At 43.2% G+C, this 25988-nt stretch carries 25 protein-coding genes and 1 other annotated feature; of the genes, 8 read left to right on the forward strand and 17 right to left on the reverse strand.

Annotated elements, in window-relative coordinates:
• Positions 1 to 102 precede the first annotated feature (102 nt).
• Entirely contained in the window at positions 103 to 822 is a 720-nt protein-coding gene (locus BBH88_RS15605; RefSeq protein ID WP_006829001.1) for a YebC/PmpR family DNA-binding transcriptional regulator, read from the reverse strand.
• Between the two features lie 170 nt (positions 823 to 992).
• Entirely contained in the window at positions 993 to 2090 is a 1098-nt protein-coding gene (locus BBH88_RS15610) for a nitric oxide synthase oxygenase (protein ID WP_065536526.1), read from the reverse strand.
• 138 nt (positions 2091 to 2228) lie between these two features.
• On the opposite strand from BBH88_RS15610, the gene BBH88_RS15615 reads away from it, so the two are divergent.
• Positions 2229 to 3017, forward strand: a complete 789-nt coding sequence (locus BBH88_RS15615) for an HAD family hydrolase (RefSeq protein WP_006829003.1) — start codon at positions 2229 to 2231, stop codon at positions 3015 to 3017.
• A 160-nt stretch (positions 3018 to 3177) separates the two neighbouring features.
• Here BBH88_RS15615 and serA read toward each other — a convergent pair whose 3' ends face one another.
• The 11 genes from serA to BBH88_RS15670 form a co-directional block, all read right to left on the reverse strand.
• On the reverse strand, positions 3178 to 4764 hold the full coding sequence (gene serA, locus BBH88_RS15620) for a phosphoglycerate dehydrogenase (RefSeq protein WP_065536525.1): 1587 nt from the start codon (positions 4762 to 4764) through the stop codon (positions 3178 to 3180).
• On the reverse strand, positions 4761 to 5924 hold the full coding sequence (locus tag BBH88_RS15625; protein ID WP_065536524.1) for a pyridoxal-phosphate-dependent aminotransferase family protein: 1164 nt from the start codon (positions 5922 to 5924) through the stop codon (positions 4761 to 4763). The genes serA and BBH88_RS15625 overlap by 4 nt, the downstream gene beginning before the upstream one ends.
• Positions 5925 to 6015: 91 nt before the next feature.
• Positions 6016 to 6243: a binding site (T-box leader), on the reverse strand.
• 290 nt (positions 6244 to 6533) lie between these two features.
• A complete protein-coding gene (locus tag BBH88_RS15630) occupies positions 6534 to 7112 on the reverse strand; it encodes a TerD family protein (RefSeq protein ID WP_006829006.1) in 579 nt (192 codons plus the stop codon).
• Positions 7113 to 7130: 18 nt separating this feature from the next.
• Positions 7131 to 8213, reverse strand: coding sequence for a toxic anion resistance protein (locus BBH88_RS15635; protein WP_006829007.1), 1083 nt, complete (start codon positions 8211 to 8213; stop codon positions 7131 to 7133).
• Positions 8214 to 8232: 19 nt separating this feature from the next.
• Positions 8233 to 9846 carry a YceG family protein gene (locus tag BBH88_RS15640; protein WP_006829008.1) on the reverse strand — a complete coding sequence of 538 codons (1614 nt, stop codon included), beginning with the start codon at positions 9844 to 9846 and terminating at the stop codon, positions 8233 to 8235.
• A gap of 24 nt (positions 9847 to 9870) precedes the next feature.
• On the reverse strand, positions 9871 to 10686 hold the full coding sequence (locus tag BBH88_RS15645) for an HAD family hydrolase (RefSeq protein WP_006829009.1): 816 nt from the start codon (positions 10684 to 10686) through the stop codon (positions 9871 to 9873).
• Positions 10683 to 11792: a cysteine protease StiP family protein gene (locus BBH88_RS15650; protein WP_065536523.1), complete on the reverse strand. Its 1110-nt coding sequence runs from the start codon at positions 11790 to 11792 to the stop codon at positions 10683 to 10685. The genes BBH88_RS15645 and BBH88_RS15650 overlap by 4 nt, the downstream gene beginning before the upstream one ends.
• Positions 11789 to 13159 (reverse strand): phosphoribosyltransferase family protein, encoded by a 1371-nt coding sequence (locus BBH88_RS15655; protein ID WP_065536522.1) that lies wholly within the window; start codon positions 13157 to 13159, stop codon positions 11789 to 11791. Before BBH88_RS15655 ends, BBH88_RS15650 begins: the two co-directional genes overlap by 4 nt.
• Positions 13092 to 14237, reverse strand: a complete 1146-nt coding sequence (locus BBH88_RS15660; RefSeq protein ID WP_006829012.1) for an HpcH/HpaI aldolase/citrate lyase family protein — start codon at positions 14235 to 14237, stop codon at positions 13092 to 13094. Before BBH88_RS15660 ends, BBH88_RS15655 begins: the two co-directional genes overlap by 68 nt.
• Before the next feature lie 107 nt (positions 14238 to 14344).
• Positions 14345 to 14923: a TerD family protein gene (locus tag BBH88_RS15665; RefSeq protein ID WP_006829013.1), complete on the reverse strand. Its 579-nt coding sequence runs from the start codon at positions 14921 to 14923 to the stop codon at positions 14345 to 14347.
• Between the two features lie 15 nt (positions 14924 to 14938).
• Complete coding sequence (locus tag BBH88_RS15670; protein ID WP_006829014.1) at positions 14939 to 15550, reverse strand: TerD family protein; 612 nt, start codon at positions 15548 to 15550, stop codon at positions 14939 to 14941.
• A gap of 307 nt (positions 15551 to 15857) precedes the next feature.
• Here BBH88_RS15670 and BBH88_RS15675 point away from each other — a divergent pair, with 307 nt between their 5' ends.
• The 5 genes from BBH88_RS15675 (at position 15858) to BBH88_RS15695 (ending at position 22109) form a co-directional block, all read left to right on the forward strand.
• Positions 15858 to 16802: a glycosyltransferase family 2 protein gene (locus BBH88_RS15675; RefSeq protein WP_269147301.1), complete on the forward strand. Its 945-nt coding sequence runs from the start codon at positions 15858 to 15860 to the stop codon at positions 16800 to 16802.
• On the forward strand, positions 16792 to 17187 hold the full coding sequence (locus tag BBH88_RS15680; protein WP_006829016.1) for a GtrA family protein: 396 nt from the start codon (positions 16792 to 16794) through the stop codon (positions 17185 to 17187). The genes BBH88_RS15675 and BBH88_RS15680 overlap by 11 nt, the downstream gene beginning before the upstream one ends.
• Before the next feature lie 19 nt (positions 17188 to 17206).
• Positions 17207 to 19792, forward strand: coding sequence for a YfhO family protein (locus tag BBH88_RS15685; RefSeq protein ID WP_065537352.1), 2586 nt, complete (start codon positions 17207 to 17209; stop codon positions 19790 to 19792).
• 256 nt (positions 19793 to 20048) lie between these two features.
• Entirely contained in the window at positions 20049 to 20678 is a 630-nt protein-coding gene (locus BBH88_RS15690; protein ID WP_006829018.1) for a superoxide dismutase family protein, read from the forward strand.
• 555 nt (positions 20679 to 21233) lie between these two features.
• Positions 21234 to 22109, forward strand: coding sequence for an SDR family oxidoreductase (locus tag BBH88_RS15695; protein ID WP_006829019.1), 876 nt, complete (start codon positions 21234 to 21236; stop codon positions 22107 to 22109).
• A gap of 179 nt (positions 22110 to 22288) precedes the next feature.
• On the opposite strand, the gene BBH88_RS15700 is transcribed toward BBH88_RS15695, so the two are convergent.
• The 4 genes from BBH88_RS15700 to BBH88_RS15715 all read right to left on the reverse strand — a co-directional run bounded on the left by BBH88_RS15700 (position 22289) and on the right by BBH88_RS15715 (position 24920).
• Positions 22289 to 23107 (reverse strand): manganese catalase, encoded by an 819-nt coding sequence (locus BBH88_RS15700; protein WP_006829020.1) that lies wholly within the window; start codon positions 23105 to 23107, stop codon positions 22289 to 22291.
• Positions 23108 to 23129: 22 nt separating this feature from the next.
• A complete protein-coding gene (locus BBH88_RS15705) occupies positions 23130 to 23420 on the reverse strand; it encodes a hypothetical protein (protein WP_006829021.1) in 291 nt (96 codons plus the stop codon).
• Between the two features lie 170 nt (positions 23421 to 23590).
• Positions 23591 to 24010, reverse strand: coding sequence for an organic hydroperoxide resistance protein (locus BBH88_RS15710; RefSeq protein ID WP_006829022.1), 420 nt, complete (start codon positions 24008 to 24010; stop codon positions 23591 to 23593).
• A 67-nt stretch (positions 24011 to 24077) separates the two neighbouring features.
• Entirely contained in the window at positions 24078 to 24920 is an 843-nt protein-coding gene (locus BBH88_RS15715; protein ID WP_065536521.1) for a YtvA family blue-light photoreceptor, read from the reverse strand.
• 105 nt (positions 24921 to 25025) lie between these two features.
• On the opposite strand from BBH88_RS15715, the gene BBH88_RS15720 reads away from it, so the two are divergent.
• Together BBH88_RS15720 and BBH88_RS15725 are read left to right on the forward strand one after the other, a co-directional pair.
• Positions 25026 to 25730 (forward strand): type 1 glutamine amidotransferase domain-containing protein, encoded by a 705-nt coding sequence (locus BBH88_RS15720; protein ID WP_065536520.1) that lies wholly within the window; start codon positions 25026 to 25028, stop codon positions 25728 to 25730.
• 54 nt (positions 25731 to 25784) lie between these two features.
• Positions 25785 to 25988 carry a hypothetical protein gene (locus BBH88_RS15725; protein WP_006829025.1) on the forward strand — a complete coding sequence of 68 codons (204 nt, stop codon included), beginning with the start codon at positions 25785 to 25787 and terminating at the stop codon, positions 25986 to 25988.

The raw sequence follows: 25988 nt of genomic DNA on the forward strand, positions 1-25988 counted from the left end.
TATAGTCGTTCTTTTTTTGAATTACAAGTCAAATTTCTAATTATCAGAATATTGTTCCATAAAAAAAGAGAGGCTCTGTGTATATCAAAGCCCCTCTTGCTATTACTCCCCCAAGTCCGCATTATGATAGACCTGCTGAACATCTTCCAAATCCTCAATAGCATCGATCATTTTTTCGAACTGCACCTGCGCGTCTTCCGGCAGCGGCAATTCATTTTGAGCAAGCATGGTCAGTTCAGCCACAGTGAATTCCGTAATGCCGGCATTTTTAAATGCCTCCTGCACCAAATGGTATTGATCTGGCTCTGCGTAGACGATGACTTCGTCTTCTTCTTCCATGATATCGCGGACATCGATGTCTGCTTCCATCATCAATTCCAGAACTTCGTCAGCTGTTTTGCCTTCGATGCCGAACACTGCTGTGTGGTCGAACATATATGCGACAGATCCGCTGACTCCCATGTTTCCGCCATTCTTGCCGAAAGCTGCACGGACATCCGATGCCGTACGGTTGACGTTGTTTGTTAAAGTATCCACAATCACCATGGAGCCATTTGGTCCGAATCCTTCATAACGTAATTCGTCATAGCTTTCTTCCGATCCGCCTTTGGCTTTTTCCACTGCGCGGTCAATAATCGCTCTCGGAATGCTATAGGTCTTTGCACGTTCCAAAACTACTTTTAAGGCTTGGTTCGATTCCGGATCCGGTTCGCCCTGTTTGGCTGCTACATATATCTCACGTCCGAATTTCGCATAAATCCGACTTGTGTTGGCATCTTTGGATGCTTTTTTTTCTTTAATATTATTCCACTTGCGTCCCATTAAATTTCCTTCTCTCTATAAAGTCTTACACTGAATGATAGTCACTATCTACTATTATAGTACAAATCATTCAAATGTAACGTATTTCAAAGTTAAAAGAGCAGTTTTTATCCATTTAAAGGATAACACTGCCCGATCTAAAGTGAGATTGTAGAATTCCCATAGTTTAATTAATAAGGAGCTTGTTGATGGAAATAATTTGGTTTAACCAAGTTGTTCTTGTAAGGCTTATGGAAAATATGAGTTGTTGCTGGAGACATGGGTGGAATCAGCCAAGCCCAGTTGCCAGTTACATCGCGTTCTTCCGCTTCTTCTTTTTTCTCGAAATTTTTAAATTGCTTTGCTGCTGTATGATGGTCGACAATGGTCACTCCGGCATTTTGAAACGATTCCAATACCGCGATGTTCAATTCGACTAAAGCTTTGTCTTTCCATAGAGAACGGTTTGACTGTGTATTTAATTTCATCAATTTTGCTAGTTCCGGCAAGGCATTGTACCGATCTTCATCCGCTAAGTTTCTCGCGCCAATTTCAGTTCCCATATACCAGCCGTTAAAAGGCGCCATCTTGTATTCAATGCCGCCAATTTCAAGCAACATATCCGAAATAAGCGGTACTCCATACCATTTCAAACCGAGCTGTGAGAATTCCAGGATTTCTGGATGATTGATTTCAACTTCTTTAATCGATTGTCGTGGAATTTCTTTTAAAGAAAGTTCATTGTTTGGCATTTGAATCACTAATGGCAAAATATCAAAAGCTGATCTTTCTCCTTGCCAACCAAGCTTTTGACATTTTTTGGTGAATTCAATAGAACTCGAATCTCCGATAATACCGTTTTCAGTTTCATATCCTGCATACCGAACGAGCTGATGGTTCCACAACCTCATCGGTTGTTCATTTTTTGTTGCCGGTCGAAAAATGGTAATGGTTGGACGAATCTTTCCGTCGTTTGTTGCGAAATCAATATGGCGAATTAATGCATCGAAAACACCTTCTGCCGATGTTTGATGCCGTTCATCAAAGACTGTCAGCGAATTCCAGAATAACCGTCCAATACACCGATTATTATTACGCCAAGCCATACGTGCACCATGTTCTAACTCTTCATAACTGTGTGTATAAGTCCCCGTACTTTTGATTTCCGTTTTGATTTCAAGCAATCTATCGGCTTTTTGGTGTTCGCTCTTGCCCAGTTCATCGAAACAAATGCTTAGATAGTCAGTGGCTTCTTCCAATAAAGACATAGTCAAATTGCTGATTGTCATTGTTTTCACTCCTTGCCCATATCATATCACTCGCACCTTATTCTTTTCAGTGACAGAACTCTGAACTCCCTATGTTTTCATTCACTTTTCCAGTACACTTGAACAAACTAAAGAACTTGTCAGGAGGAGCTCACACCGATGGTCAAAGCAATTTTTTTCGATCTAGATGACACTTTATTATGGGATAAGAAAAGTGTTGAAAAAGCGTTTCAGGAAACATGCCATTTTGCTGAAGAATTAACAGGCCAGGACTGTTCTGGTTTAGAAAAAGAAGTAAGAGCTGCCGCAACTGAACTTTACGCAAGTTATGATACATACGAATTCACCAAAATGATTGGCATCAACCCTTTCGAAGGCTTGTGGGGGACCTTTGACGATGAAGGACCCGAGTTTCAGCAAATGAAAACTATTGTTCCGTCTTATCGCCAAGAAGCCTGGACAGCTGGATTGAAAAAAATCAACATTGATAACAGTTCCACAATCGGTAGTCAGCTTGCTGATTATTTCCCTGAAGCACGCAAAAGAAACCCTGTATTATACGAAGAAAGTTTAAAGGTGCTAGAAGACTTGAAAGAACATTATCATTTGCTCTTATTGACCAACGGATCGCCCAGCCTACAAGGTCTCAAACTCGAAATCACACCTGAAATCGCTCCTTTTTTTGATTGCGTCGTGATTTCTGGAGCATTCGGAGTAGGCAAACCGGATCCAAGTATTTTTGAACACGCTTTATCAAAATTCGATCTTTCTGCCGACGAAGTCCTAATGGTCGGAGATAACTTGATGACGGATATTATTGGTGCTGAAAAAGCGGGAATCCGTTCTGTCTGGATCAATCGTGAACAGAAGGCTCCGCACGAATCAATCATTCCAACATATGAAATTCAGCATTTAGAGGAATTGCTTCAACTGTTAGAACAACTGTAATCAACAAAGGAGGTCCTCATAGTGAGGACCTCCTTTCAGACCGTAAACAAAATCTACCCGAAACGAATAGCAATGAAGATTTATTCTATAACCATCCTAAATATTCTTTTGTCTACAATCTCAAGGGAAGTCCTCATAGTGAGGACCTCCCTTTCTTTGGTTATAAATTAATAGCTGTAACTCCTTGGATCTCATCTAATTTCGCTAATTGCTCGAGACTCCCTGCTTCTGCAGATTTGTCGATTGATAGCATCATGATGGCATCTCCACCAACAATAGAACGCCCCACTTGCATCGTTGCGATATTGACATTTTCCTGCCCAAGCAAAGTTCCAACACGTCCGATGACACCTGGACGGTCATTGTGACGAACGTACAAGAGATGACCTTCTGGCACGACATCCACTAAATAATCATCCACTTTGACGATACGTGCTCCTTGTCCATTCAATAAAGTTCCAGCCACTTTTCTAATGCCATTCGCAGTTTTTACCTCTACCGTGATTAACGTCGTAAACCCTTTTGATTCTGTAGTCTTTTGTTCAGTAACGACAATTCCTTTTTGATTTGCAAGATACAAAGCATTCACATTGTTAACTTGTTTACCAAGATGGCGCTTCAACATACCTTTTAACATATTGCGCGTTAACGGTCTAACATCCATATTAGCTAATTCTCCAGCATAACGTATGGTAACTTCTTCTGCAGTTGCACCTGTCAGATCAGTTAAAAAAGCACCTAATCGCTCTGACAAATCAAAGTAAGGCTCGATTTTCTTCATGATTTCTTTTGGTACAGACGGCAAATTCACTGAATTCCGGACAGTTCCTGTCGTAAAGTAACTGACCACGTCCATACTGACATCCACTGCTACACTTTCCTGAGCTTCAAAGGTACTTGCGCCCAAATGAGGTGTTGCAATAATTTCAGGTAAATCCAATAAACGAAAATCAACCATCGGCTCTTGCTCAAATACATCAAGCGCGGCTCCAGCCACTTTGCCAGATTTTACAGCATCAAACAATGCATGTTCATCGATAATGCCGCCTCGTGCACAATTAACGATCTGTACGCCATCCTTCATGATTTCAAATGCTTCTTTATTGATCAAATGCTTAGTATCTTTCAGCAATGGGGTATGAACTGTAACAAAATCCGCTACTTTCAGCACATCTTCAACTGACCCAAAATCCACTCCAAGCTTTTCCGCTTTTTCAGCCGTTAGGAAAGGATCATAGGCAATGATATTCATCCGTTGTCCTTTAGCACGCGCTGCTACTTCCTGACCAATCCGACCAAATCCGACTACTCCGAGCGTTTTATTTTTTAGCTCGACACCTACGTACGATTTACGATCCCATTGTTGATTGCGCAAAGCATGGAATGCTTGAGGAATTTTGCGCGCCATTGACATCAGCATCGCCATTGTATGCTCAGCGGCCGAGTTCGTGTTGCCATCCGGAGCATTGACGACAATAATGCCATGCTCGGTAGCAGCTTCTAAATCGATGTTGTCGACACCTACACCTGCACGTCCAATAATCTTCAGGTTAGATGCTTTTTCAATCAATTCCCGTGTAACCTGCGTCTGGCTTCTGACAAGCAAAGCGTCAAAGCCATCAATACGGTCGCCCAATTGTTCTGGTGTCAAGTTAGTTTCCATAACAATGTTTACGCCATTTGCCTGACGCAAAGGATAAATTCCCTCTTCGCTGAGTGGATCGCTGATCAAGACATGAAAAGTCATTTATTTTTCTTCCCTTCTGTCAAATAAACTTGCTGTGCAGCGGCAATTCCTTTGCCGAGTTCGATTTCTTTTCCTATTTTGACCAAACCGATTTCCATGGCCGCAAGTGTCTGCAGCATGTCTGCCGGAGAGCAGTAGCCCATGTGACCGATTCGGAAAATCTTTTTCGCTAAATGCTGTTGGCCGCCTGCCAATTCCAAAGCAAATTCTTTCTTCATCACTTGGCGGAATTCTTCTGCATCAAAGTCATCCGGCTTTACAGCTGTGACGGTTGGTGATGCATCTTTGTCAGAAGTCAGCAACGGAATTCCTAATGCTTTGAATGCAGCGCGCGTCATATCCTTCATCAGGTTATGCCTTGCGTATACTTGCTCCAGCCCTTCTTCCTCCAGCAATTCAAGCACTTGCTGCAAGCCGAATAAGATGGACAGTGCCGGTGTGAAAGGCGTTGTATCCTTTAACATATTGTCTCTGTGTTTTTTAAGATCCAAATAGAAGCGAGGCTGTGGATTAGCTTCGATTTTCTTCCAAGCACGGTCACTTGCTGCAATGAACGAAAGACCTGCTGGGAGCATAAAGGCTTTTTGTGAACCGGTGACCACTACATCGATTCCCCACTTATCCATCTCGGTGTCCGTACCCGCTACGCAAGACACACCGTCTACGATGACGAGTGCATCAGATACTTCTTTAACAGCAGCCGCCAACTCCTTGATCGGATTCAAGACGCCGGTGGAAGTTTCACAAAACGTCGAGAAAATTACTTTGATTTCAGGATGCTCCAATAAGAAGTTTTTTACCGCTTCCGGATCAACTGCCAAGCCCCATTCTATTTCGAAAACATGCGTTTGAATTCCGTATGCTTTACAAATTTTCGCAAAACGTTCTCCAAATGCGCCTGTTACGAGAACTAAAACTTCTTCGCCAGGAGCTACCGTATTCACAACCGCTGCTTCTAGTCCTGCGGTTCCGCTACCCGTTAAAATCACAACTTCTTGCTTAGTTCCAAATACGCGTTTTAATCGCGGTCTGATATCACTAATCATTTCGGATGTACTTTGCCCGCGATGCCCGATCATTGGTTGAGTCATGGCGCGTTGCACGCTTGGTGGAATTGGCGTTGGTCCTGGGATTCGTAAAATTTGTTGGTCTGTCAGCATAATGGAGCTCATTCCCCTCTCGATTTCCCGCTTTTGCAGGCAGTAATTGTATAAAGACGCCAAAAAAGACTCTTCGCCCTTACATAAAGATGCAAGGGGCGAAGAGTCTTCTATTTCGCGGTACCACCCTAATTCACTGCCACTAAATTGACAGCCTCATTGGTTCACATGCGTAACGGACATGAAGCGAATGGACTTACTGGGAGATTCAGTCCATCTATTCAGGAGTGCTACCAAATGCCGAAACCACTGATTCTCACCACCCATCAGCTCTCTTGAGATTTCTCTACACGAAGCGTATCTCCATCAACATAGTTAATCTGTATATTCGAATTGACTCCATCATATACAGTCTAAAATTTATTGTCAATATATAAAAAATAGTTAGTTTTCTTTGCAAACGTTTCCATTTGAATGAACGCAGGAGCCCCACGACTCTAAGAAAACATAAAAATATTTTCACAATTCGAGGAAGCGGATTAATTCAGGCTCATTTCCGGAATAAAACAGATTTTCGTTATGTAGAAACTAAGCACTCTTATGGTTGTCAGACCATAAAAAAAACCGTTTATCAGTTTTTTAAACTGATAAACGGTTTTAAAATTAACATCAACCTAAGCCATAATCATTTACTAATGCAGCAAGGCCGCCTTGGTAGCCACTGCCGATTGCGTTGAACTTCCATTCATTGCCGTGGCGGTACAATTCGCCAACCACTAAAGCCGTTTCAATCGAGAAATCTTCTCCGAGGTCGTAACGGATCAATTCTTCGTTTGAACTTTCATTTACAATGCGGATAAACGCATTCGACACCTGGCCGAAGTTTTGGCCGCGGCTATCTGCCTCGTGGATGGTTACAGTGAAACTGATTTTATGGACATCAGCAGGAACATTTGGCAAATCGACAATCACTTGCTCATCGTCCCCTTCGCCTTCCCCTGTTAAATTATCGCCTGTATGAGTAACCGAACCATTCGCACCCACCAGATTGTTGTAAAAGATAAAATCTTCCGGTCCACGCGATTTACCATTTTCTCCCACAAGAAAGACTGAAGCATCTAAATCGAAGTCTCCGCCACCGCTGTATTTATTGGTATCCCAGCCTAAACCGACGACTACTTTTGTTAAGCCCGGATTTGTTTTCGTTAAGTCGATCTTCTGTCCTTTTGAAAGGTTGATTGCTGACATATTGATTTCCTCCTCCGATTAATTAGCTTTACGCTGCGTGTCTTCGTACTTTTTCTGCAATTCTTCGATGCGGAGACGTCCTTCTTCACGCATTTTGCGATTTTCCTGCTCAATCTCGCGCGTGTCGTTCATCCCCTGCATAATAGTCTCCCATGTTTGTTCAATGGTTTCAATCTTGATGCTCGGTTGACCAGACATTCTGGCGATATCAACGCTTTGACGTGAAATGTCATTGGCATTGTTCAACAGCATTTCATTGGTTCGCCGATCCAATTCGCTCATCGATTCGGCCACTAAGTTTTGGCGTTTTGCCGCGATGGCGTTGATCAAACCTGTTTTAAAAATCGGAATGGTCGTGACGAAAGCCGAATTGATTTTTCCGATCAGCTTGGTGTTGCCTCGTTGCAGCATGCGAATTTGAGGGGCCGACTGATAAGAAACCTGTTTGGCCATTTCAAGATCGTAAACGCGCTGCTCCAGAAGTTCAATGGCATTTTGCAGAGAATTCAATTCCATTAGCGCCATTTGGTCGCCTGACTCCGCTTTTGCACGGACATCCGGCTCTTTAGCTTTTAGTTCTTCGACTTTAATGTCTCCTGCAGCGATGTATTTTTCCAGTTCCATGAAATAATTGAAATTCTGGTTATACAGTTCTTCCAAAGTAGTTGTCGATTTTTTCATTTCGCCTTCGTACTTAGTAATTTCAACATAAACTTTATCGATTTCAGTTCCCATTGTCTGATACTTATTGAACAATTGCTCAATCACTTTATTGCCTTTGTTGAAGATTTTGTTGAGGAAACCTTTCTTTTCAACGAAATCCTTCTTATCGAATTTATCCATGATTTTGCCAAGCTGTTTCAGCAATTCACTAGATTCCTCCATGCTGTTTGCCTGGACGGAATTCAGAACTTTTCCTGTAAAGGCAGAAATTTCATTAGCGGGCTCACGACCAAATTCCAATAAAGCGATTTGGTTTTTAGGATCAATTTTTGAAGCCAACTGAAGGACTTCAGGGTCTTTTTTCAGCTGGACTTTTAATTGGTTTTCATCTTTCATCACTAATTCCTGCTGTTCAATTTGATCAGGCATATTGGTCATCCGTTTTCACTCCTTTTGGCTACAGCCATTTTTTGAACATTTTTTTCACTACTGAAGGCTCACGATATGGCTCGTTAAAGCTCCGTTCATCCAGCCAATGCGTATCAAACGACTCTGGGTCAATCCAGCGTTCAATGTCCTGATGCCCCTGTGGATTGATGATAAGGACATCAAGTCCGAATATGTGGATCAAGGCGATTGCATTGGCGTCTGCGCGGCTCAATTCACCGTCTTTTTCTTCATTGTAGAAAAGCACTGTTGGTACAAACTGCGGATAATCGAATAACTGAATCAATTGAATCACAGCATCCGGCAGCGTCATGGATTGTGAAAAAGCATAGAGCTGCAATTCCTCGAACGACTCGCTGTTTTGAGACAACAGCATCGGTTTCTCTACATGTCTGGCGATTGCTGCTGCTATCGCAGTCTGTACGCCATCCGGCAGCTTATTGTATTTCCACCAATGCGCTGCTTTCATTTTTTCCGGATCGAGCCGTCCATCCCGTCCAAGAGCGGCGCGGTAATGGAACTGCTGATTGCCTTTCCGCTCTTCGACGAAGGGAAAGCTTCGGATCAATTTCGTATCTTCACGCTCGGTCAGATCGTGTACATTTTCCCAGAAACGCTTGCGGTCTTTTTCGATGCCCATGAACTTGGAAAAAACGACCGGAATGTTGACGCTTCCACTAGAAACTGAAAACGATGGCCGAACCATCGCACGCTCTTTGGCAAGCATGAATGCCTCATCCATTGTCGTTTTGAGCCGGACCGAATGCGTACGGTAGGATTTGAATTGAAAAGGCTTGTATAGACCTGAGTCATCATAGTGCAATAGTCGGTCCACTTCCTGAGTTGCCCGGTAAGCGACTGTTCCAACACGTTTCGGTTTTTCTTCCGGGAAAGGGAGAAGCGACTCGGCATTTGTCTGGAAACTGTGGCTGTGAAGCCCTTCTTTTCCATTTGCCTGCTCGAACCAGCCTTCACCTTTCGGGTCATAGACGATGATATGGAAGCCGAAAGCGGCTGCCAGCTTCAAAAACCAGGTTTCACTTTCCGAAGCGCTGCCATACCACAGAAATCCGGGTAGCCCTTTTTCCAACGACAACTTCTCAATTTCGGGTTCTATGTGGTTGAACGTCCATTTGACCAAGTCCGTCGTTACACGCCGGAAAGAGGAATGGGTCGTATTTCCACCTGATTGTTCTTGAAAAGCTTTCAGGATATCAATCAGGACCAACCGCAGGCGCCTGTTCAGACCAGAATCTTTTAATCTTGGCAGCAGCCCTTTACCGTCAAGAAACGCCACCATTCGGTTTGGCGATAGGCCTTTTTCTTTTTTATTCATTTCGAACAGGTCTTGCAGTGTCCGCAGCCGATCCTGTTCAATGTGCTTATTCATCTTATCCGAGAGCCGGATTAACCGTCCTTCCGATGCTTCGATAACATCATAGATGGCGGCAAAATATTCATCGGCATCGAGCGTCATGCCCATCACCTGTCCAAGCAGCTGCGGATACGTAATACTGTCTTCTTCAACTTTTGTTTCACTGTGATCCACAATCGGTTTTTTCAGCCATTCCCCGATTTTTTCCGGATCCCAGGTTTTTGCGGGGATCGGATGCAATTGAACCATCGGAATCTCTCCTTGCTTTGTTGCTTACTTACGCTGCACTGAAATCTCAGCAACACGTCCCAAGATTTCTTCTCCTGCTTTGATGCCATATTTATCCGTTCTATGGATATGCTCTGAAGTCGGCACTGCGCTTTTCACAGCTTCGCCATGCGAAGCGAGTATGCTGTAATCAGCACTTTCCAATAAATCGAGATCCAATAACGAATCTCCGGCAGCAATAACATAGCTAGCGCCTAAACGTTCCTTAATATATTCCATAGCCCCTGCTTTAGTAATGCTTTCCGGCATAAAATAAAGTTTCCGGCCCTGCAGCGACATTCCCCATCCTAGCTTCTTAAAAGCTGTCGTATAAAAATTAAGCTTCTCTTCAGGAAAACGGGCACGGTCTACAATCAGGTAGACAAACCAGTCATCTGCTTGTCGCACTTTCAATACCCAGTCTTCCGAGAAATAGCGCTCAATTTCCGGCATCAAATCCGAAATGATGGTTTTTCGGCTGACGCACTGCTGGCGAATCCCTTCTGACCACTCCTTGATCGGCTGGCCATTTTCTAAAATAACCGCTCCATTGGAAATAACAGCGAAACGCGGTGCCTGCTGACCTTCAAAAATGCCCGTCACCCGCTCGTATTGAGCCTGGGTGCGCGTGGTCACTGGCAAAAAAAATGCGGCATCGTTAATTTTCCACAGCTCTGACTGGCTCTTTTGGGTCATGAAGGATAAAGGCTTGCCTTCGTAGCGCTCCACTTCCACCAATTCATCTTCTGTTACGTCCATTCCCATCGAATTGCGGGAATAAATCAAAGTCTGATCCAAATCACTGGCGAATAACAGCGTCATATCTCTTTACCTGATCGGATTAAGCCGATTGCGCGGTAGAATAAGTCTGGAACGACTTCCACTGGCACTCCTTTTTCTTCAGCCAGCATCAAAATATGATGAACATCCGGATTATCCAAATTGTTGACCAGAACCTTCCACGGGTTTCTACGAAGCAGAACACGGGTCGTTTCTCCAACTCCCGGTTTGATCAGGTGGTAGTCGGTTTCACTGTACATTTGCTGGCCGATCGCTTCGACTTCCTTCATGCCCTGCCAAGTTCTTTCCGCAGTCACCGGTCTAGAAACAGCTTCTTGCTCAACTCTTTCTCGAGTCTCAACAAAACATTCAGTGATTTGATCGACAAAGTCATTGGATAGATCCTCTTTGAGTAGCTCACCGTAAAACTTTGCTCCGTGGAAATCATCTTTACCAATATACAGTTTGTTGAGAATGGTTCGGCTCACCAATCCCGAAACGGTCGCATTTAGGCAAGCGCTTGGAATCAGAAAATCTTCACGAGTCCCGAACAACACTGCACAGGCACCCGGATCAGACAATACGGCCATATCATCATACAGGTTCATGCCCTTTTCTTCATTAAGGCTATTGACTGCTTTGGTCAATTCTGTTTGGATAGCCCCTTTTCCGGTCCAGCCGTCCACAAACTGGATGCGGCTTGCTGGATGCGCAGCGCGAATCGAATCAATCGCCTTCTCGTCAATCCCTTTATCGCGCAAAATAGAGACGCTATAATGCGGCCACTCCATACCCATCACTCGCTGGGCGTAACGGCGGATCAGGATGCCGATGGGGCTGCCGGCACGTGCCAACGATACGAGGACAACGTCATCTGTCCCTGCATTCATGAAAATGCGGCGTGTCACCAGCCCTACCAGATAGCTTAGTTGCCGCTTGGTCTTGCCCACCGTTTCGTGATAAAGATTTGTATATTCATCAGAGGGGCGATATTCCATGGGCAGCCGTTCTGCGTAGTGGGCACCTGTTTGAACCGCTTTTTCACGTTCTTCCAATGTACTTTCAACAAATTCTTCACTTACATCTTTTAATAGGAAGGTGATGTCTTCTTTCGGATAACTCGTTTTCACTAAGCCAGTAGCTATCATTCGATTTCTTCACTCCTTTTGGCAGCCGTTAGAGCCACCCATTCTACTGGTGCTTTTTTCTCCAGATATGCAAGCAGCGGCTGCCATTGGGATTTCTCAATGACAGATTCAGCCAACAGGTAAATCCGGTCAATATCCAGTTCATTCAAGTTGTAAATAAATTGGCTGATTCCTTCTGCGTCTGGCAGCTCAAAATTAGCCTTTTCCTTGATAGGATAGCCGACTGTCTGCGAAGCAAAAATCGGACTGCGGGTTGTGGTCTGGACAACCGGACTGCCTCCCAAGGCCAAGGCAAAACGCAAAGGCAGGTACATATTTTCTCCTACTCCAATAACTAGCGCCTTGTCACTTGTTCCACCGGTCAGTCTGGCTGCAGCTTCTGCCCAGTCGCCTATTTCGTCATGCTCGCTGCTGGTGATGCCAAAACGGCCCGTGTACGAGACATATTGCTGTCCAGTCTTTGAACCGACAGTCAATTTTTCACCAGGTAATTCGGCGTCCAGCATCCTTGATCCTGTAGCGTTCAGAGAAATCAATTCAGGTTCTTCTGGTGCTTTGCTGTGAACTAGGTTAAACTCACCAGCCATCAAAGATAGGACTTTCAAGCTGATGTTACGATCACTTGTTATTTTTTTCATTTTTTCTTTTTGGCCAGCATTTCGCCAATCAAGAATGGAAAGAGACGCGTAATTCTTTCCTGGAAATTGATCATCCAGTGCACACACCAAATTCAACAAGGTGTTGCCTGTAGAAATTTCATCGTCAATTAGGACGATGGTTTCCGCTTCTTCAAGCATACCGGAAGGCGCATATACTTTATGTGACGTTGCGTGGGAATGTTCTTCTTCAAAGACAAAAGATGGGGTGGTGCCAACAATTTCTTCACGCGTTGTATGGATAAAAGCAGCTTCTTCGAAGTGCTGAAAAACTGCATGACCTAGGCCCGTTGCCGTTTCAGCCATGCCGATGAAAACGGTTTTCTGAGGCATAGCTTTTTTAAATTGAAGCGATTTTATACTTGTTTCACGATCTATTGCCCCGGTTTCAATCATGTTAACAAGGGCAGTCGTATCCGGGTACCCTTCAAGACCCACTCTTTCCATTAATAAGGAGGCTAATAAGGTTCCGGTTCCAAGAGCCAAACAAGGATGGACAGCTAAATGCTTGGCGATTAATTTACTGACGAAAAGAAACTGACGCTTTTTATTAACGCGCAAAGCCACGGAAAAAAGCGATTCCGCTGATAAGCCTGGATAAGCGTTTGCTACAGAAACATTAATATCAAGATTATCCCACAACTTAGTGTTGATTTGATAACTGGCTTGCCCTGATCTGATTGAGGACATCGATTGGTTGGTAGTTTTCATTCAGCACCCCATAAACTTCCGCTTGAGCAGCAAGTTTTTTTGCCCAGCTCAAATGCGGCTTTACTTCATTCATTTTATTGCGTTTAGGACTTTGTAGAACACCGTTGCGCTTAGCACTTTCGTTGAGTATCAATTTCGCATCTTCATAAGCTTCAAGAGATACGATATGGCCGGCATTAACGATTGAGATTTGCGACGGATGGATACACGTTTTCCCTTTAAATCCATTTAGAACGTCTAGTTGGACTTCTTCCCAAAGCGTTTGTTCCGGTTTCGAGGAAAGCCATAATCGCTCTCCACTTGAAAAATGTTCATAAACAGGCCCCGAAACCGTAAAGCCATCTTCTGCACGATTAAAACGGTTTAAGATGGAAGTCAGACAGTCACGAATGATGTGAACATCATAAATTGTTCGTTCCGCAGGACGCCGCAAGCCATATAGGCTGGAAAAATCGGTTGCGCCTACACGAACAGTTAAAACTCGATCCCTTTCTGATCTCATGATTTCATGTAATTCACCCAAAGTTTGCTCACGGGTTTCGCTGTACAATACTTCTTTTGTTTCGAGTAAAGGCAGTGCATAAAGTTTTCTGCCAGCCATTTCACTGGCACGATCTAGTGCCTTGAAAAAACACGGCAACGTAGCAGGCAAACATTTTGGAAATACGATTCCCGTCAATACACTTAATGCAGTACCCGCCTGTTTGATCATTTTATCCAATTGTTCGGGTGTGCGAATTCGTAAAAACAAAACTGGACCGACTGCCATTTGCTCCGTATTCACTGCTTCTATTTTCTTCAGTTCACCTGCTACGTTTTCTTCCGCTTGCTTGAGTTCTGCATCAGCTACCGCATCTTCCAAACAGACAATTAAGGTCGTTAATCCAGAAAATGCACCGTGACTATACTCACCACTTAAAATCTTCTGAGCAAAATCAGCTCTGGATCCAGACGTATAAAGTGCTGCGCCTAATGCCAGGCTTAGTGTTTCCCGTTCCGTGTCACGGTTAAATTCTGCCGGGGAATATTTAAAAAAAGTTTTTAAATCAGAATTGGTTAGTCCGTTAAAATGTCTCATGCGCGACCCCTCCCGGCATGCTGCTGCTACAGCCCGTTCAAATTATCATTTCATATATGAATTGAGAAAAAGCAAGGAGATAGTCTCCTTGCTTTTCCATCGTTTGCTCAGCTGTTTAAGCCAAAGTCCTTCACAAGAGACTCTAATCCGCCTTGATAACCGCTGCCAATGGCGTTAAATTTCCATTCTCCTCCGTGGCGATAAAGTTCACCCACGACGACCGCAGTTTCAATTGAAAAATCTTCGCCCAAATCATAGCGAATCAATTCTTCGTTTGTGTCTCCATTGACAATGCGAACATACGAATTGCTGACCTGACCAAAATTCTGGCCGCGCGATTCAGCATCATGAATTGTAATGGCGAAAGTTGCTTTCTCGATTGCTGCGGGAATAGCGGATAAATCAACGTTGACTTGCTCGTCATCGCCTTCACCTTCGCCGGTTTTGTTATCACCCGTGTGCTCTACTGCTCCAGCAGCGCCTGTTGTGTTGTTATAGAAGATGAAATCTGCATCTGAAGCTGTTTTGCCTTCTGTATTTAAAAGAAAGACCGAAGAGTCAAGGTCGAAATCCTGACCTCCGTCGTATTTATTGGTATCCCAGCCTAAGCCTACGATTACTTTAGATAAGCCCGGGTTACTTTTTGTTAAATCTACCTTTTGTCCTTTTGATAAATTGATTGCCATTTTTCCCTTCACTCCTTAAGAATATTTGTTTGCGATAGATCCAATATCGGGTTCTGATGCGCCTTCACCAATTGCAGAAAACTTCCACTCTGCGCCTTGGCGATAAAGTTCACCAGTTATTAGCGACATTTGTCCTGCATAGTTGTCGGTAAGATTATAATGAACAAGTTCTTCGTTCGACTGATTATCGACCAAGCGGATAAAAGCATTTTCAATCATGCCAAAGTCCTGTTTCTTTTGTTTCGCGTTATAAATGTTAACGACAAAGACCAAGCGATGAACAGAAGGTGAAATGCGCTTCAAGTCAATATTAATCGTTTCGTCATCGCCTTCGCCTTCGCCAGTCAAGTTGTCGCCTGAATGGACAACACTGCCGTCTTTGCTTTTCTTATTTCCGAAATAAATCAGGTTTTCTTTTGCTGTCAGCTTGCCGTTCTCGTCAAGCAATAATACGGATGCGTCGCAGTCAACATCAGCACCGCCTCCGCCGCTCAATAGGCCACTTAGAAAGCCGCCCGTTTTTTTGGTTGCAACAGGGTCCCAGCCCAAACCAACCATGATGCCCGAAAGGGATGAACGTCCTTTTGTTAAATCAATTTTCTGACCTTTTACGAGATTGATCGCCATTCTTAACACTCTCCATTCATCAGTATGTATTCTATTTTAATGGTATCGGTCCAACATGTAAAATTCAACGAATAGAGCCTGCCAAAAAATTCGAAGATTCAGACCTCAATCATTCAAATTAACTGGCTTTCAGTTTCACAGACAGCAAAACGCGCTGAATTTTCCGACAAATGTTTTCTTAAAACAGCTGTCGTATACTAATACGTATCTAAGTCTAGGAAGTTTCATTTTCAGAAGGCATACTTGTTAAATGACGCGGGTAATATAAGCTTTAAGAGACTTCTTAACTAGCAGCTCGAAAGGGGAAATAAAAATGAAGCTTATCTCTATTGTTGTTCCGGCTTTTAACGAAGACGCAAACATTGCTTCCATGTACGACAGGTTGGTGCAGGAACTTGAGTCGCTTCCATATCGTTATGAAATTATGTTCATCAATGATGGTAGTAGTGATGGCACACTCCAGGAAATTTTAAAGTTGGCAGAAGCGCATGATAGCGTAAAATATATTTCATTGACTCGGAACTTCGGAAAAGAGTCGGCGATGCTCGCCGGTTTGAAGCGCATTAAAGGAGACGCGGCCATTGTGATGGACAGCGACCTACAGCATCCACCCACATTGATCGGTGAAATGGTGGCGGGCTATGAGGATGGCTTTAACCAAGTCGTGGCCAGGCGCTCCCGCACAGGAGACTCTAAAGCACGCTCCTTGCTTTCTTCCTTATACTACAAACTTATTAACTCGATCACTGATGTCGATTTGCAGGACGGCGAAGGGGATTTCCGGCTGTTAAGCCGCAAAGCCATCAATGCGATTCTGGCATTGAGCGAAAGCAATCGATTCTCTAAAGGACTGTTCTCTTGGATTGGCCTCAGCAAAAAGACGATCAACTACGAAAATGTGCTGCGGACTGACGGGGATTCAAAATGGTCGTTTAACAGTCTGGTCAATTATGGCATTGACGGCATTGTTTCATTTAATATGAAGCCTCTGCGCATTTGCTTTTACACAGGGTTTCTGGTCCTGATTCTGTCGCTGATCTACATTTTCTTCACATTATACAATATTATGCGGGAAGGCATCGGTGCCCCCGGCTACTTTACGACAATAACAGCGATTCTCTTACTGGGAGGCATTCAACTGATCAGCCTTGGTGTCATTGGCGAATATATCGGACGCATTTACAATGAAACAAAACAGCGCCCTCATTTTCTTGTGGATATTAGCAATGCGGATGAATATGATGAGCCTTAAGGCGCTGAATACCGAGTTTACCCGTTTTGTTTTTGTTGGTGTTCTTAACACCTTGAGCTACTACACTATTTACCTGGTGCTGCATAATATTTTCTCCTTGCCTTATCTGCTGGCACATATTGTAGGATTTTTGATCAGTTTAAATATCTCTTTTTTCTTGAATTGCTATGTGACGTATCGAATCAAGCCGACCTTAAAGAAATACTTGTACTTTCCTTTAACCCAAGTCGTTAATATGTCTGTTTCAACAGCATTAATTTTTATTTTTGTGGAACTTCTTCACCTCAATAGTAATATTGCGCCTTTTGCGGCCGTATTATTTACAGTTCCCATAACCTTTATCGTATCGGGTAAGATTCTCAAAGATGCAACTCATCCAAAATAAGCAAAAAGACGGTGACTCTATGCACAAACTACGCCCTGCTCTCCTGCTGTTATTCTTTTGCTTTCTATTATCTGCGATTGGCCACATTGTTTTTCTATACCAATGGTCGCGTGGTTATTTTATGGTGGGGATAAATGATGGCCTTTCGCAAATGTTGCCCTTTAAACATCTTCTATTTGAACAATACACCCGAGGGGAATTTTTCTACTCGCTCGATTTCGGATTAGGAGCTGGCACGTTTAGTGAACTGTCTTATTATTTCTCTACGTCTATTGTGTTCTTAGTTTCAGTGATAATTATTTCCATCCTGAAAATGATCAATGTTATTCAGACAACCGATGTGTTGTTCTGGGCAAATGCCGCAGTCTTTATCAGCATTGTCCGTCTGGCTGCTGTACTATTTATCACGACACGTCTGTTCATGTATCTGAAAATTTCGAAGCCAGCAGCTTTTTTAGGCGCTTGCCTCTATGGAATTTCAGGAATGTATTTTCGCCACGGTACGTACTGGGAATTTTTCGCGGATGCTTTTTTATGGCTGCCCCTTCTTTTGTTTGGTGTCGAAAAGATTTTCCGCGAACAAAAACCTGGTTGGTTTTTAGTAGCCATCGCTGTTTCGATGATTGATAATTTCTATTTTGCTTATATTAATTTTTTATTGACTTCTATCTATATTTTATTCCGTTTGTTCATTCCGCTCAGCACAAGGGAGCAGGACAAAAAGAAAGTGATAATAAGTTTTGTCGTCACTGGCATTATAGGAGCTGGCATTAGTGCTGTTTCCTTTGTTCCTGCAGTATATGCCTACTTAAATAACCACAGGCCGGATTTTCAGCAGGAAATTCCCTGGCTGGATACAACAGACAATATTTTATTCAACAGTTCTTTTATCGTTTTACCAGCGTTTTTTGTCTTCTTGTTGTTTTGTGGGTTTCTGTATCGCCATAAAACGTTCCGGTTGTTTGCACTCTTGGGAATTGTCGGGATTATCATGCACAACAGCCCGTTGATTGGAAGCGCCTTTAACGGTTTTTCTGCCCCGCAATATCGCTGGGAATATTTTTTATCCTTAGTCATGGGAGGCGCAGTTGCTATAGCATTTGATCAATTGCATAAATTCACATTGCGCCGTTTTTTTATTGCAGCTGTTTTCGCGATTTTTAGTTTCGTGCTTTACGCTTCAAAAGACGAATTTTTTGAAATTGATTCCTATTTTTCAATTTTGTCTATCGCTAGCCTGTCCATTACTTTGTTGCTGCTGTTCCTCTATATCAGATTCACTCAGCCTTTATTCAAGAATTTATTGATGGCTTCCTTGTTTATATGGGTTCTAATTTTTTCCAACTTATATCAAACGGAAAAGATTCTTGAAGACGGAGACATTTCGCAAGTTGGTGAAGAGTTGGTGACCGGTGTGGATTACGACGACCCCGAAATAAATAAACTGCTAGATTATATCCGCTCCAAAGAAACTGGCGGATTTTACCGAATTGAATGGATGGAAGGTGTCCGCAACAATACACCAATCGTGCAAGATTTCCAGGGATTGAGTGCGTATTCCAGTATTATAAATAAAAATTTATTGTACTTTTACTTGTACGACCTTGAAATCGACATGGCCCGTGAAAGCGTCAGCCGCTATGCGACGCTTGGCAATCGTGCAAATTTGCACAGTTTGCTTCAGGGAAAATACATCATCCGGTCACGCGAAGATAATAATATTCCATTTGGCTTCAACGAAATATACGCATCAGAAAAATACATCGCCTATGAAAACGAATATGTTCTGCCGTTTGCCCGGTCCACTTCTACTACTTACACGGAACAACAATTAGCGGCGGCATCTCCGCTAATGCGCGAGCAGGCTATGCTGACTGGTATTGTACTCGACCAAAATCAAGGTGCTGAACCGTTGCCTGAATCCGGTGAAAACTCGATTGATTTTGATAGAGTAGCAGTTGGTGCCACCTATACTGATGGCTTGCTGCAAGTGGCTGAAAGAACTGGCGGCTTAAACTTAAACTTGGAAAATCTACCCGAATCCGCGGATGATTTGTTTGTTTCTCTTCATTTAGAAAACAAGGCATTCGATCAAGGCTTCTTGCTTGAAGTGAACGACTATCAAACTACCAGAAAATCCAATCAATCGATTTACAAAACATTTGTAGATGATCTCACTATCCGGATTCCCGCTGAAAAATTAATTGAAATACGTCTTCCAAAAGGCAAATATGAACTAACAGACATCCAAGTTTATTCTACGTCTTATAAAAATTTGCAGAAACAAGCCGCTCAACCTGACTTAACTAGCGATTTAGTAACAGACGGTAGCCATGTTAGTCTCGATTATGATAATACAGAGAACGACGAATACCTAGAGCTTTCTATTCCTTACGAGCGCGGCTGGCAAGCAACGGTAAACGGACAAGAAGTGGAAGTGCTGAAAGCAGATTATGCCTTTATTGCTGTCCCTTTGGAGACAGGTAATAACAAGGTTGCTCTAACTTACCGGCCGCCATTTTTCAAACCCGCTGCTGCTGTAAGCATTGTGTCAGTAGTTCTAGGATTCTTGCTCATTTTCCGTAAACGAAAAAATATAAGTTGAATAAATAAATTAGCATCTTACGTCGCTTCGGAAGCCCTTTGCATGGCTCACGCAATAAGCTAGTCAAAGTACGCCCGCCTTCATACTTTGCCTAGCCCTTGGACCCGCCGGCGGCTGCTCGGGTGAATCATCGTCCATGTGGCACGTTGGAGATGGCACTTTCTCTCCTACAAAAGAATCTATTTCAGAAAATAGCGTTTACTTCACGGTCAAGAGGTGTATTGAAGAGTAACACGATTTCGAAGGAGGGGTTCGGATGAAGCGCTGGCTTATACTCGTTTTATCACTGGCTTTTTTATTGTTTTTAGCAGCCTGTGGCAATGAAAGTACAGAAGATCCACCAACAGAATCAGATGGTGCAACAGAACAGGATCTTGAAGAGGGTGAAGATACCACTGAAGGCGGAGCCACTAACAACAGCGGCGAAATTCTCATGTTAACGGTGGAGATGATGAACAGTGACGGCGATGTGGTCGGTACTGCAGAATTGGCGGAGGAAGATAACGGCGTTGCCGTTGTGCTTGAAGTCGAAAATTTAGAAGAAGGCATGCATGGTATTCATTTCCATGAGACAGGAATGTGCGAAGCTCCAGATTTCGAATCTGCCGGCGGCCATTTTAATCCGACAGATGCCATGCATGGCATGGACAACCCAGACGGTCCACATGCTGGAGATTTACCGAATATTGAAGTCAGTGAAGACGGCACTGCTACTCAGGAGTTTACAGCTGAAAATGTCACGCTTGCAATTGGCGAAGAAAATTCATTACTGAAAGAAGGCGGGACAGCCCTTGTGATTCATGCGGGTGAAGACGATCAAACAACCGATCCTTCTGGTGACTCCGGCGATCGTATTTCTTGTGGAGTACTCACTGGAGAGTCGTAATGTCTTTTTCCGAATCTATTTTACATCATAACGGAGATGCCCTATTATAATGAGGCGTTTCCGTTTTTTGCTACCTTCTATATTATCTACGCAAGATTTTGTTGGTATATATGCTGAATTCCCCATGTATGACAGGAACTATTTGGGAATGGATATTCCGCAAACCAGCTTCGCTTTTGGTAGAATGTGGGTCATGCAGCTGTTGCAATAGGACGTCGCGACATCAGCTGCTAAGAGCTTGTCCAGAACTAATACGGGCTTTATGCCCGAGTGGATTTCTTTCCATATTGTTTGCGTTGCTCTCTATGGAGTCTCCGCTGGTTTGCTCCACATCTTTTATGAAAACAGTGGCAATACACAAGCTTACTCAATTAAATAGTAAGTCCCTTAGTGCAGAGACAGTCACGAGCTAGGCGTAGCCATCTCCAAAGCGACCGAAGCGGTTCGAAAAAGCTATTTCTTTAGTACAACTTATATAGCTATATTTTTCTGTGTTTAAGTAAAATAGTGACGGGAATAATGAACATGACTCTACTTAATTAAGGAGGAATCATGATGACTAAAGATAAATTCGAAAAAATTGATGAACAAGTCGATCCACAGGAACAATCAACTCAACCCGGTTCGGAAGAGAAGATGAATCCTGAACCGATTTATGACGATGAAGACTATACGGGTTCTGGAAAATTAGAAGGTAAAGTTGCACTTATTACAGGCGGAGATAGCGGCATCGGCCGCGCAGTAGCAGTAGCTTATGCTAAAGAAGGTGCCAGTATTGCGATCGCCTACCTTGACGAACATGAAGATGCAGAAGAAACGATAAAAGCGATTGAATCCTATGGAGCCAAAGGAGTTAAATTCGCTACAGATATTAGCGATGTAGAAAATTGTAATCAGCTTGTAGTAGATGTCATTTCTGAATTCGGCCAACTGAATGTTTTAGTCAATAATGCCGGAAAACAATTTCCACAGGATGACTTTTTAGCTATTAGTCCGGATCAATTAATGGAGACTTTTTCTACCAATATTTTTAGTATGTTCTATTTGACGCAAGCTGCCCTACCTCATTTCCAAAAAGGTGACAGCATCATCAATACTTCATCTGTGACAGCTTACCGTGGGTCTGCCGAGCTGATTGATTATTCATCAACCAAAGGAGCGATCACAAGCTTTACCCGCTCCTTATCAGCTAATATCGCCGAACAAGGAATCCGTGTAAATTCAGTTGCACCCGGACCTATTTGGACACCACTGATTCCAGCTACTTTCGGATCAGAAAAAGTCGGTGAACATGGCGGCGAGACACCCATGGAGCGGCGCGGCCAGCCGTCTGAATTGGCACCTGCTTATGTCTATCTTGCTTCAAAAGATGCTACCTATGTAACAGGTCAGGCCATCCACGTAAATGGCGGCGGTTTTATTAGTTCTTGATTTTTAACAGACTCGGCGATTGCCGAGTCTGTTTTTATTTCTCGTTATATCCTATAGATTTTCGGAACCCATGCTAGAAAAAAATCCACCCTCAGCCATTCCTCCTTAATCGGCTCTTGAGCAAAAATAAAGACTGTCCAAAAGCCACAGTTCATGACTTCGAGACAGCCTCAAATGGGTTACTTCAATTTATCTTCAGGCAATGAATTGTGAGCTTCTGGCGGAGCAGGTTTCAGTTCAGGTTTAGTACTGAACGGCTCCGGTTTGCCAAATTTGAATTCATGGCCATCCGGTGCAGTCTCACTCATCCATTTCAATTCTTTGCTACTTTCTGAACTTGTATAAAGAGTATGGGAGTATTCGGTCGCTTCCCATTCCGGCGGAAGTGTACCAGGAACAATCGGTCCTTCCTTTGCTTCCAATTCTTTTATAGCAGCAAGCCACTGATTCTGGTGCATCGTGTCGCGTGCCAGCAGGAATGAAAACAGGTCTTTCACGCCTTTGTCATCGGTCATGCTGTAAAGACGGGCTACTTGGAGACGACCTTGTGATTCTGCATTAACGTTGGCACGGAAATCCGCCAATAAGTTTCCACTTGCCACGATATATCCTGCGTTCCAAGGAACACCGTTGCTGTCTTTTGGAGAAGCACCTAACCCATGCACAATGGCATGCTGCGGATTCATGCCGCCCATGATGGCTCCAACAATCGGATCACTAGCGGCTTTTTCCTGTTCATAGACAGATGCCCCTTCAAGGAGTCTTGCTACCATAGTTGCCAGCATTTCAATGTGTCCTAACTCCTGCGTTCCTGTATCCATTAGTAAATCTCTGTATTTTTCGTTTCCTCTTGTGCCCCACCCTTGGAATAAGTACTGCATGGCAACTGTCATTTCACCAAATTGTCCACCAATCAATTCCTGTACTTGTTTAGCAAAAACCGGATCTGGAGAATCAGGTTTGGCATGATACTGAAGTTCTCCTGTGTGAAAAAACATACATAAAACCTCCTGTTTGATTTTAGCTTTTATCTTTAGAACTTACTTGATTTCCACTTTTCGGATTGACATCTGCTGGATGACCGCCGTCGTAATCAGAGTCGTTTTTGCCAGAGTTGTAGGAGTCGCTTGCTGAGTGTTCCTGCTCGTTTTCCTTGAACTTGTGTTCTTCATTCGAAGTATCACTTGGATGCCCACCATCGTAATCAGAGTCGTTTTTGCCTGTATTGGATTGTGTCTCGACTTTTTCTGAATCCGTGCCTGTATATTTATAATTCTCTGAAGTCCACTGTTTCTTTTCTTCTTTGTCCATTCCCTCCACACTTCTTTAATTTTGAGTATGACTCTGCATTACCTTTCTACCCAACTCTGTTTTTTTAAAAACATCACACATATTTTTTTAACAATCTTCTGCTTTCTTGCTTCCAATTGTAGATATAAGAAAAGCCGGAAAGACTTCGCTTCCCGGCTTTTTAAAAGTTTTTATACTATTTTCAATTCTACGTCTACATTGCCTCTTGTCGCTTTGGAATACGGGCAAAATGCATGTGCTTTTTCTACGAGGTCTTTTGCTGTCGCTTCGTCAACGCCTTCTAGATGAGCATTTAAAGTAACACCAATTTTAAAGCCCCCATCGCTTTCATCTTTCAGAAAGTGGACATCGGCTTTGATAGAAGTGCTTGAAACTTCCGCTTTTTCTCTTTTGATGATTAAGTTTAATGCTCCATCGAAGCAAGCAGAATAGCCTGCCGCAAATAATTGTTCAGGATTTGTGCCTTCTCCTCCGGGACCTCCCAATTCTTTTGGCGATACCAATTGAAAATCCAATAGATTGTCTTCGGAAATGACTCTTCCTTCACGGCCACCAGTGGCTGTGACAGATGTTGTAAATAATGCTGACATTTTTCCAACCTCTTTCCTGAATTGTATTTGAGAACAGTTAAAACTTACCTCTTTTGCCAATCCAGAGTCAACTTATATGATTTCCGCCGTCTGCATTTTGTGCAATAAAATTCAGCGCTCTTTCAATTGTCGAAAAAGTGACCACGCGGCTATCGCGATCTGAATCAGTGACAAACTGCTGCGCTGCGGCTGGAGAAATACCTGTGACATAAAGTTTACTTCCCATAATTCGAAGCGCTTCATAAATTTGTGTAAACCAATAAAGTGGTGATTTTTCATTCCAGGTTAATCCGGTAATGTCGATGATTGCATGTTCAATGTGATGCTCCTGCGCATACTCACAAATTTTCGCTTTTAAGGTTTCAAAGCGCTGAAAGTTCATTGTACCGACCAGTGCAACAGTCGCTACATTTTCCTGTATAGACAAAATAGGCAGCATTAGTTTTTCAATTTCATCTTCGTTTGCCATAATGGCCTGTTGCTGAGAGCGCTCCAGCGTAATGTCTGTCTGAGTACCGATAAAATACAGGTTGCCCTCTATATGGACAGGCTCTATGACTAAGCGATTCCAGAATGGAGAGTCGTCTTTGCGGTAATTCTGTACAGTCACGATGACTTTTTCTTCATTAGCAATGGCTTTTTTCATTTTTTCAATATCTTCTTTTGCTGTTCCAGGTCCTTGCAAAAAACGGCAATTGCGCCCAACTACTTCTCCTCGTGTATATCCAGTCATCTCAATAAAGGTTTTATTTGTGTAGATAATCGGATTGTCCGGCTGTGCCGGATCAGTTACAATAGTGCCCACTTTGCTACCATCAATCATAGCTTCAAGCAATGCCGCCTGGGTTTCCCGGGATAACTCCTTCAAACGTTTCACCTCGCCTTTCGTTTCTTTTACTAAATGTAGCATAATCTTCAACTCTTATCCAAGTTCTCTTCGACCGCCACGTTTCAGGATTTTTCATACAGGGTAAGTGAAGAAACAAGGACTTTTTAATAGTAGGAGGAAGATACGATGGCAAAAGTATTAGCGGTATTATCGAGTGGCTATGCAGATGAAAAAAATAACTATGTCACTGGCTGGTGGGCGGAAGAACTGTTCGCACCTGCTCTAGAACTAGAAAAAGAAGGGCATATTGTTGGATTGGCATCCATTGATGGAGGCAAACCCATCGTCGACCCAGTGAGCCTCAGCAAAGACTATGATCCAACTGGCATTTATAAAAAACAATATGATTCAGGCATGGCAGATAAAACGACACCGATCGTCGACGTCAAAGCTAGTGAATACGATGCTATCATGATTGTCGGCGGACACGGTGCCATGTTTGATTTGGCACACAACGAAGATCTGCATGCTGTGATTAATATCGTCTATGAGACGGGCGGCATCGTTTCAGCTGTTTGCCACGGACCAGCACCTCTAGTATACACAAAAACCAAAGAAGGTCATGGCCTACTTGATGGCCTTAAAGTCACCGGCTACCCGAATGACAGTGAACCAAAAGAAGTAATGGATTTGTTGCCCTTCAGCCTCGAAGATGAATTGAAAAAAGTTGCGGACTACCATGAAGAAAAAGACCAGGACGCCTATGTTGTCTGGGGCAGCAAGCAAATTCTTACAGGGCGGGACCCACAGTCTTCACAACTGTTTGGCCGTGAATTAGCACAGAAGTTATCTCAGCGTGAGTTGCAGACGGAAGAAAATTTTCAGGATTGAACCTACTCTTAATGGGGTAAAGACAATTAATAGGCAGTTCGAGGAGGCATTCAAATGAGCAATAATGAAAAAGAAGATTACATGAAAGAGACAGAAGAGGAGGCAAAGCGTCGTCCACCTGAAGAAAAAGAAGGGATACAGGAGCCTAGAACCACAGGCTACAAACCTTTACAACTGGGCATCATCATCTTTGTTATTCTAGTTCTCATCCTTGTCGGCTTTGGAATTGGAACGGATTGGTTTGGAGTTTCCAACTAA

The organism is Planococcus antarcticus DSM 14505 (genome assembly GCF_001687565.2).
GTDB classification, from domain to species: domain Bacteria; phylum Bacillota; class Bacilli; order Bacillales_A; family Planococcaceae; genus Planococcus; species Planococcus antarcticus.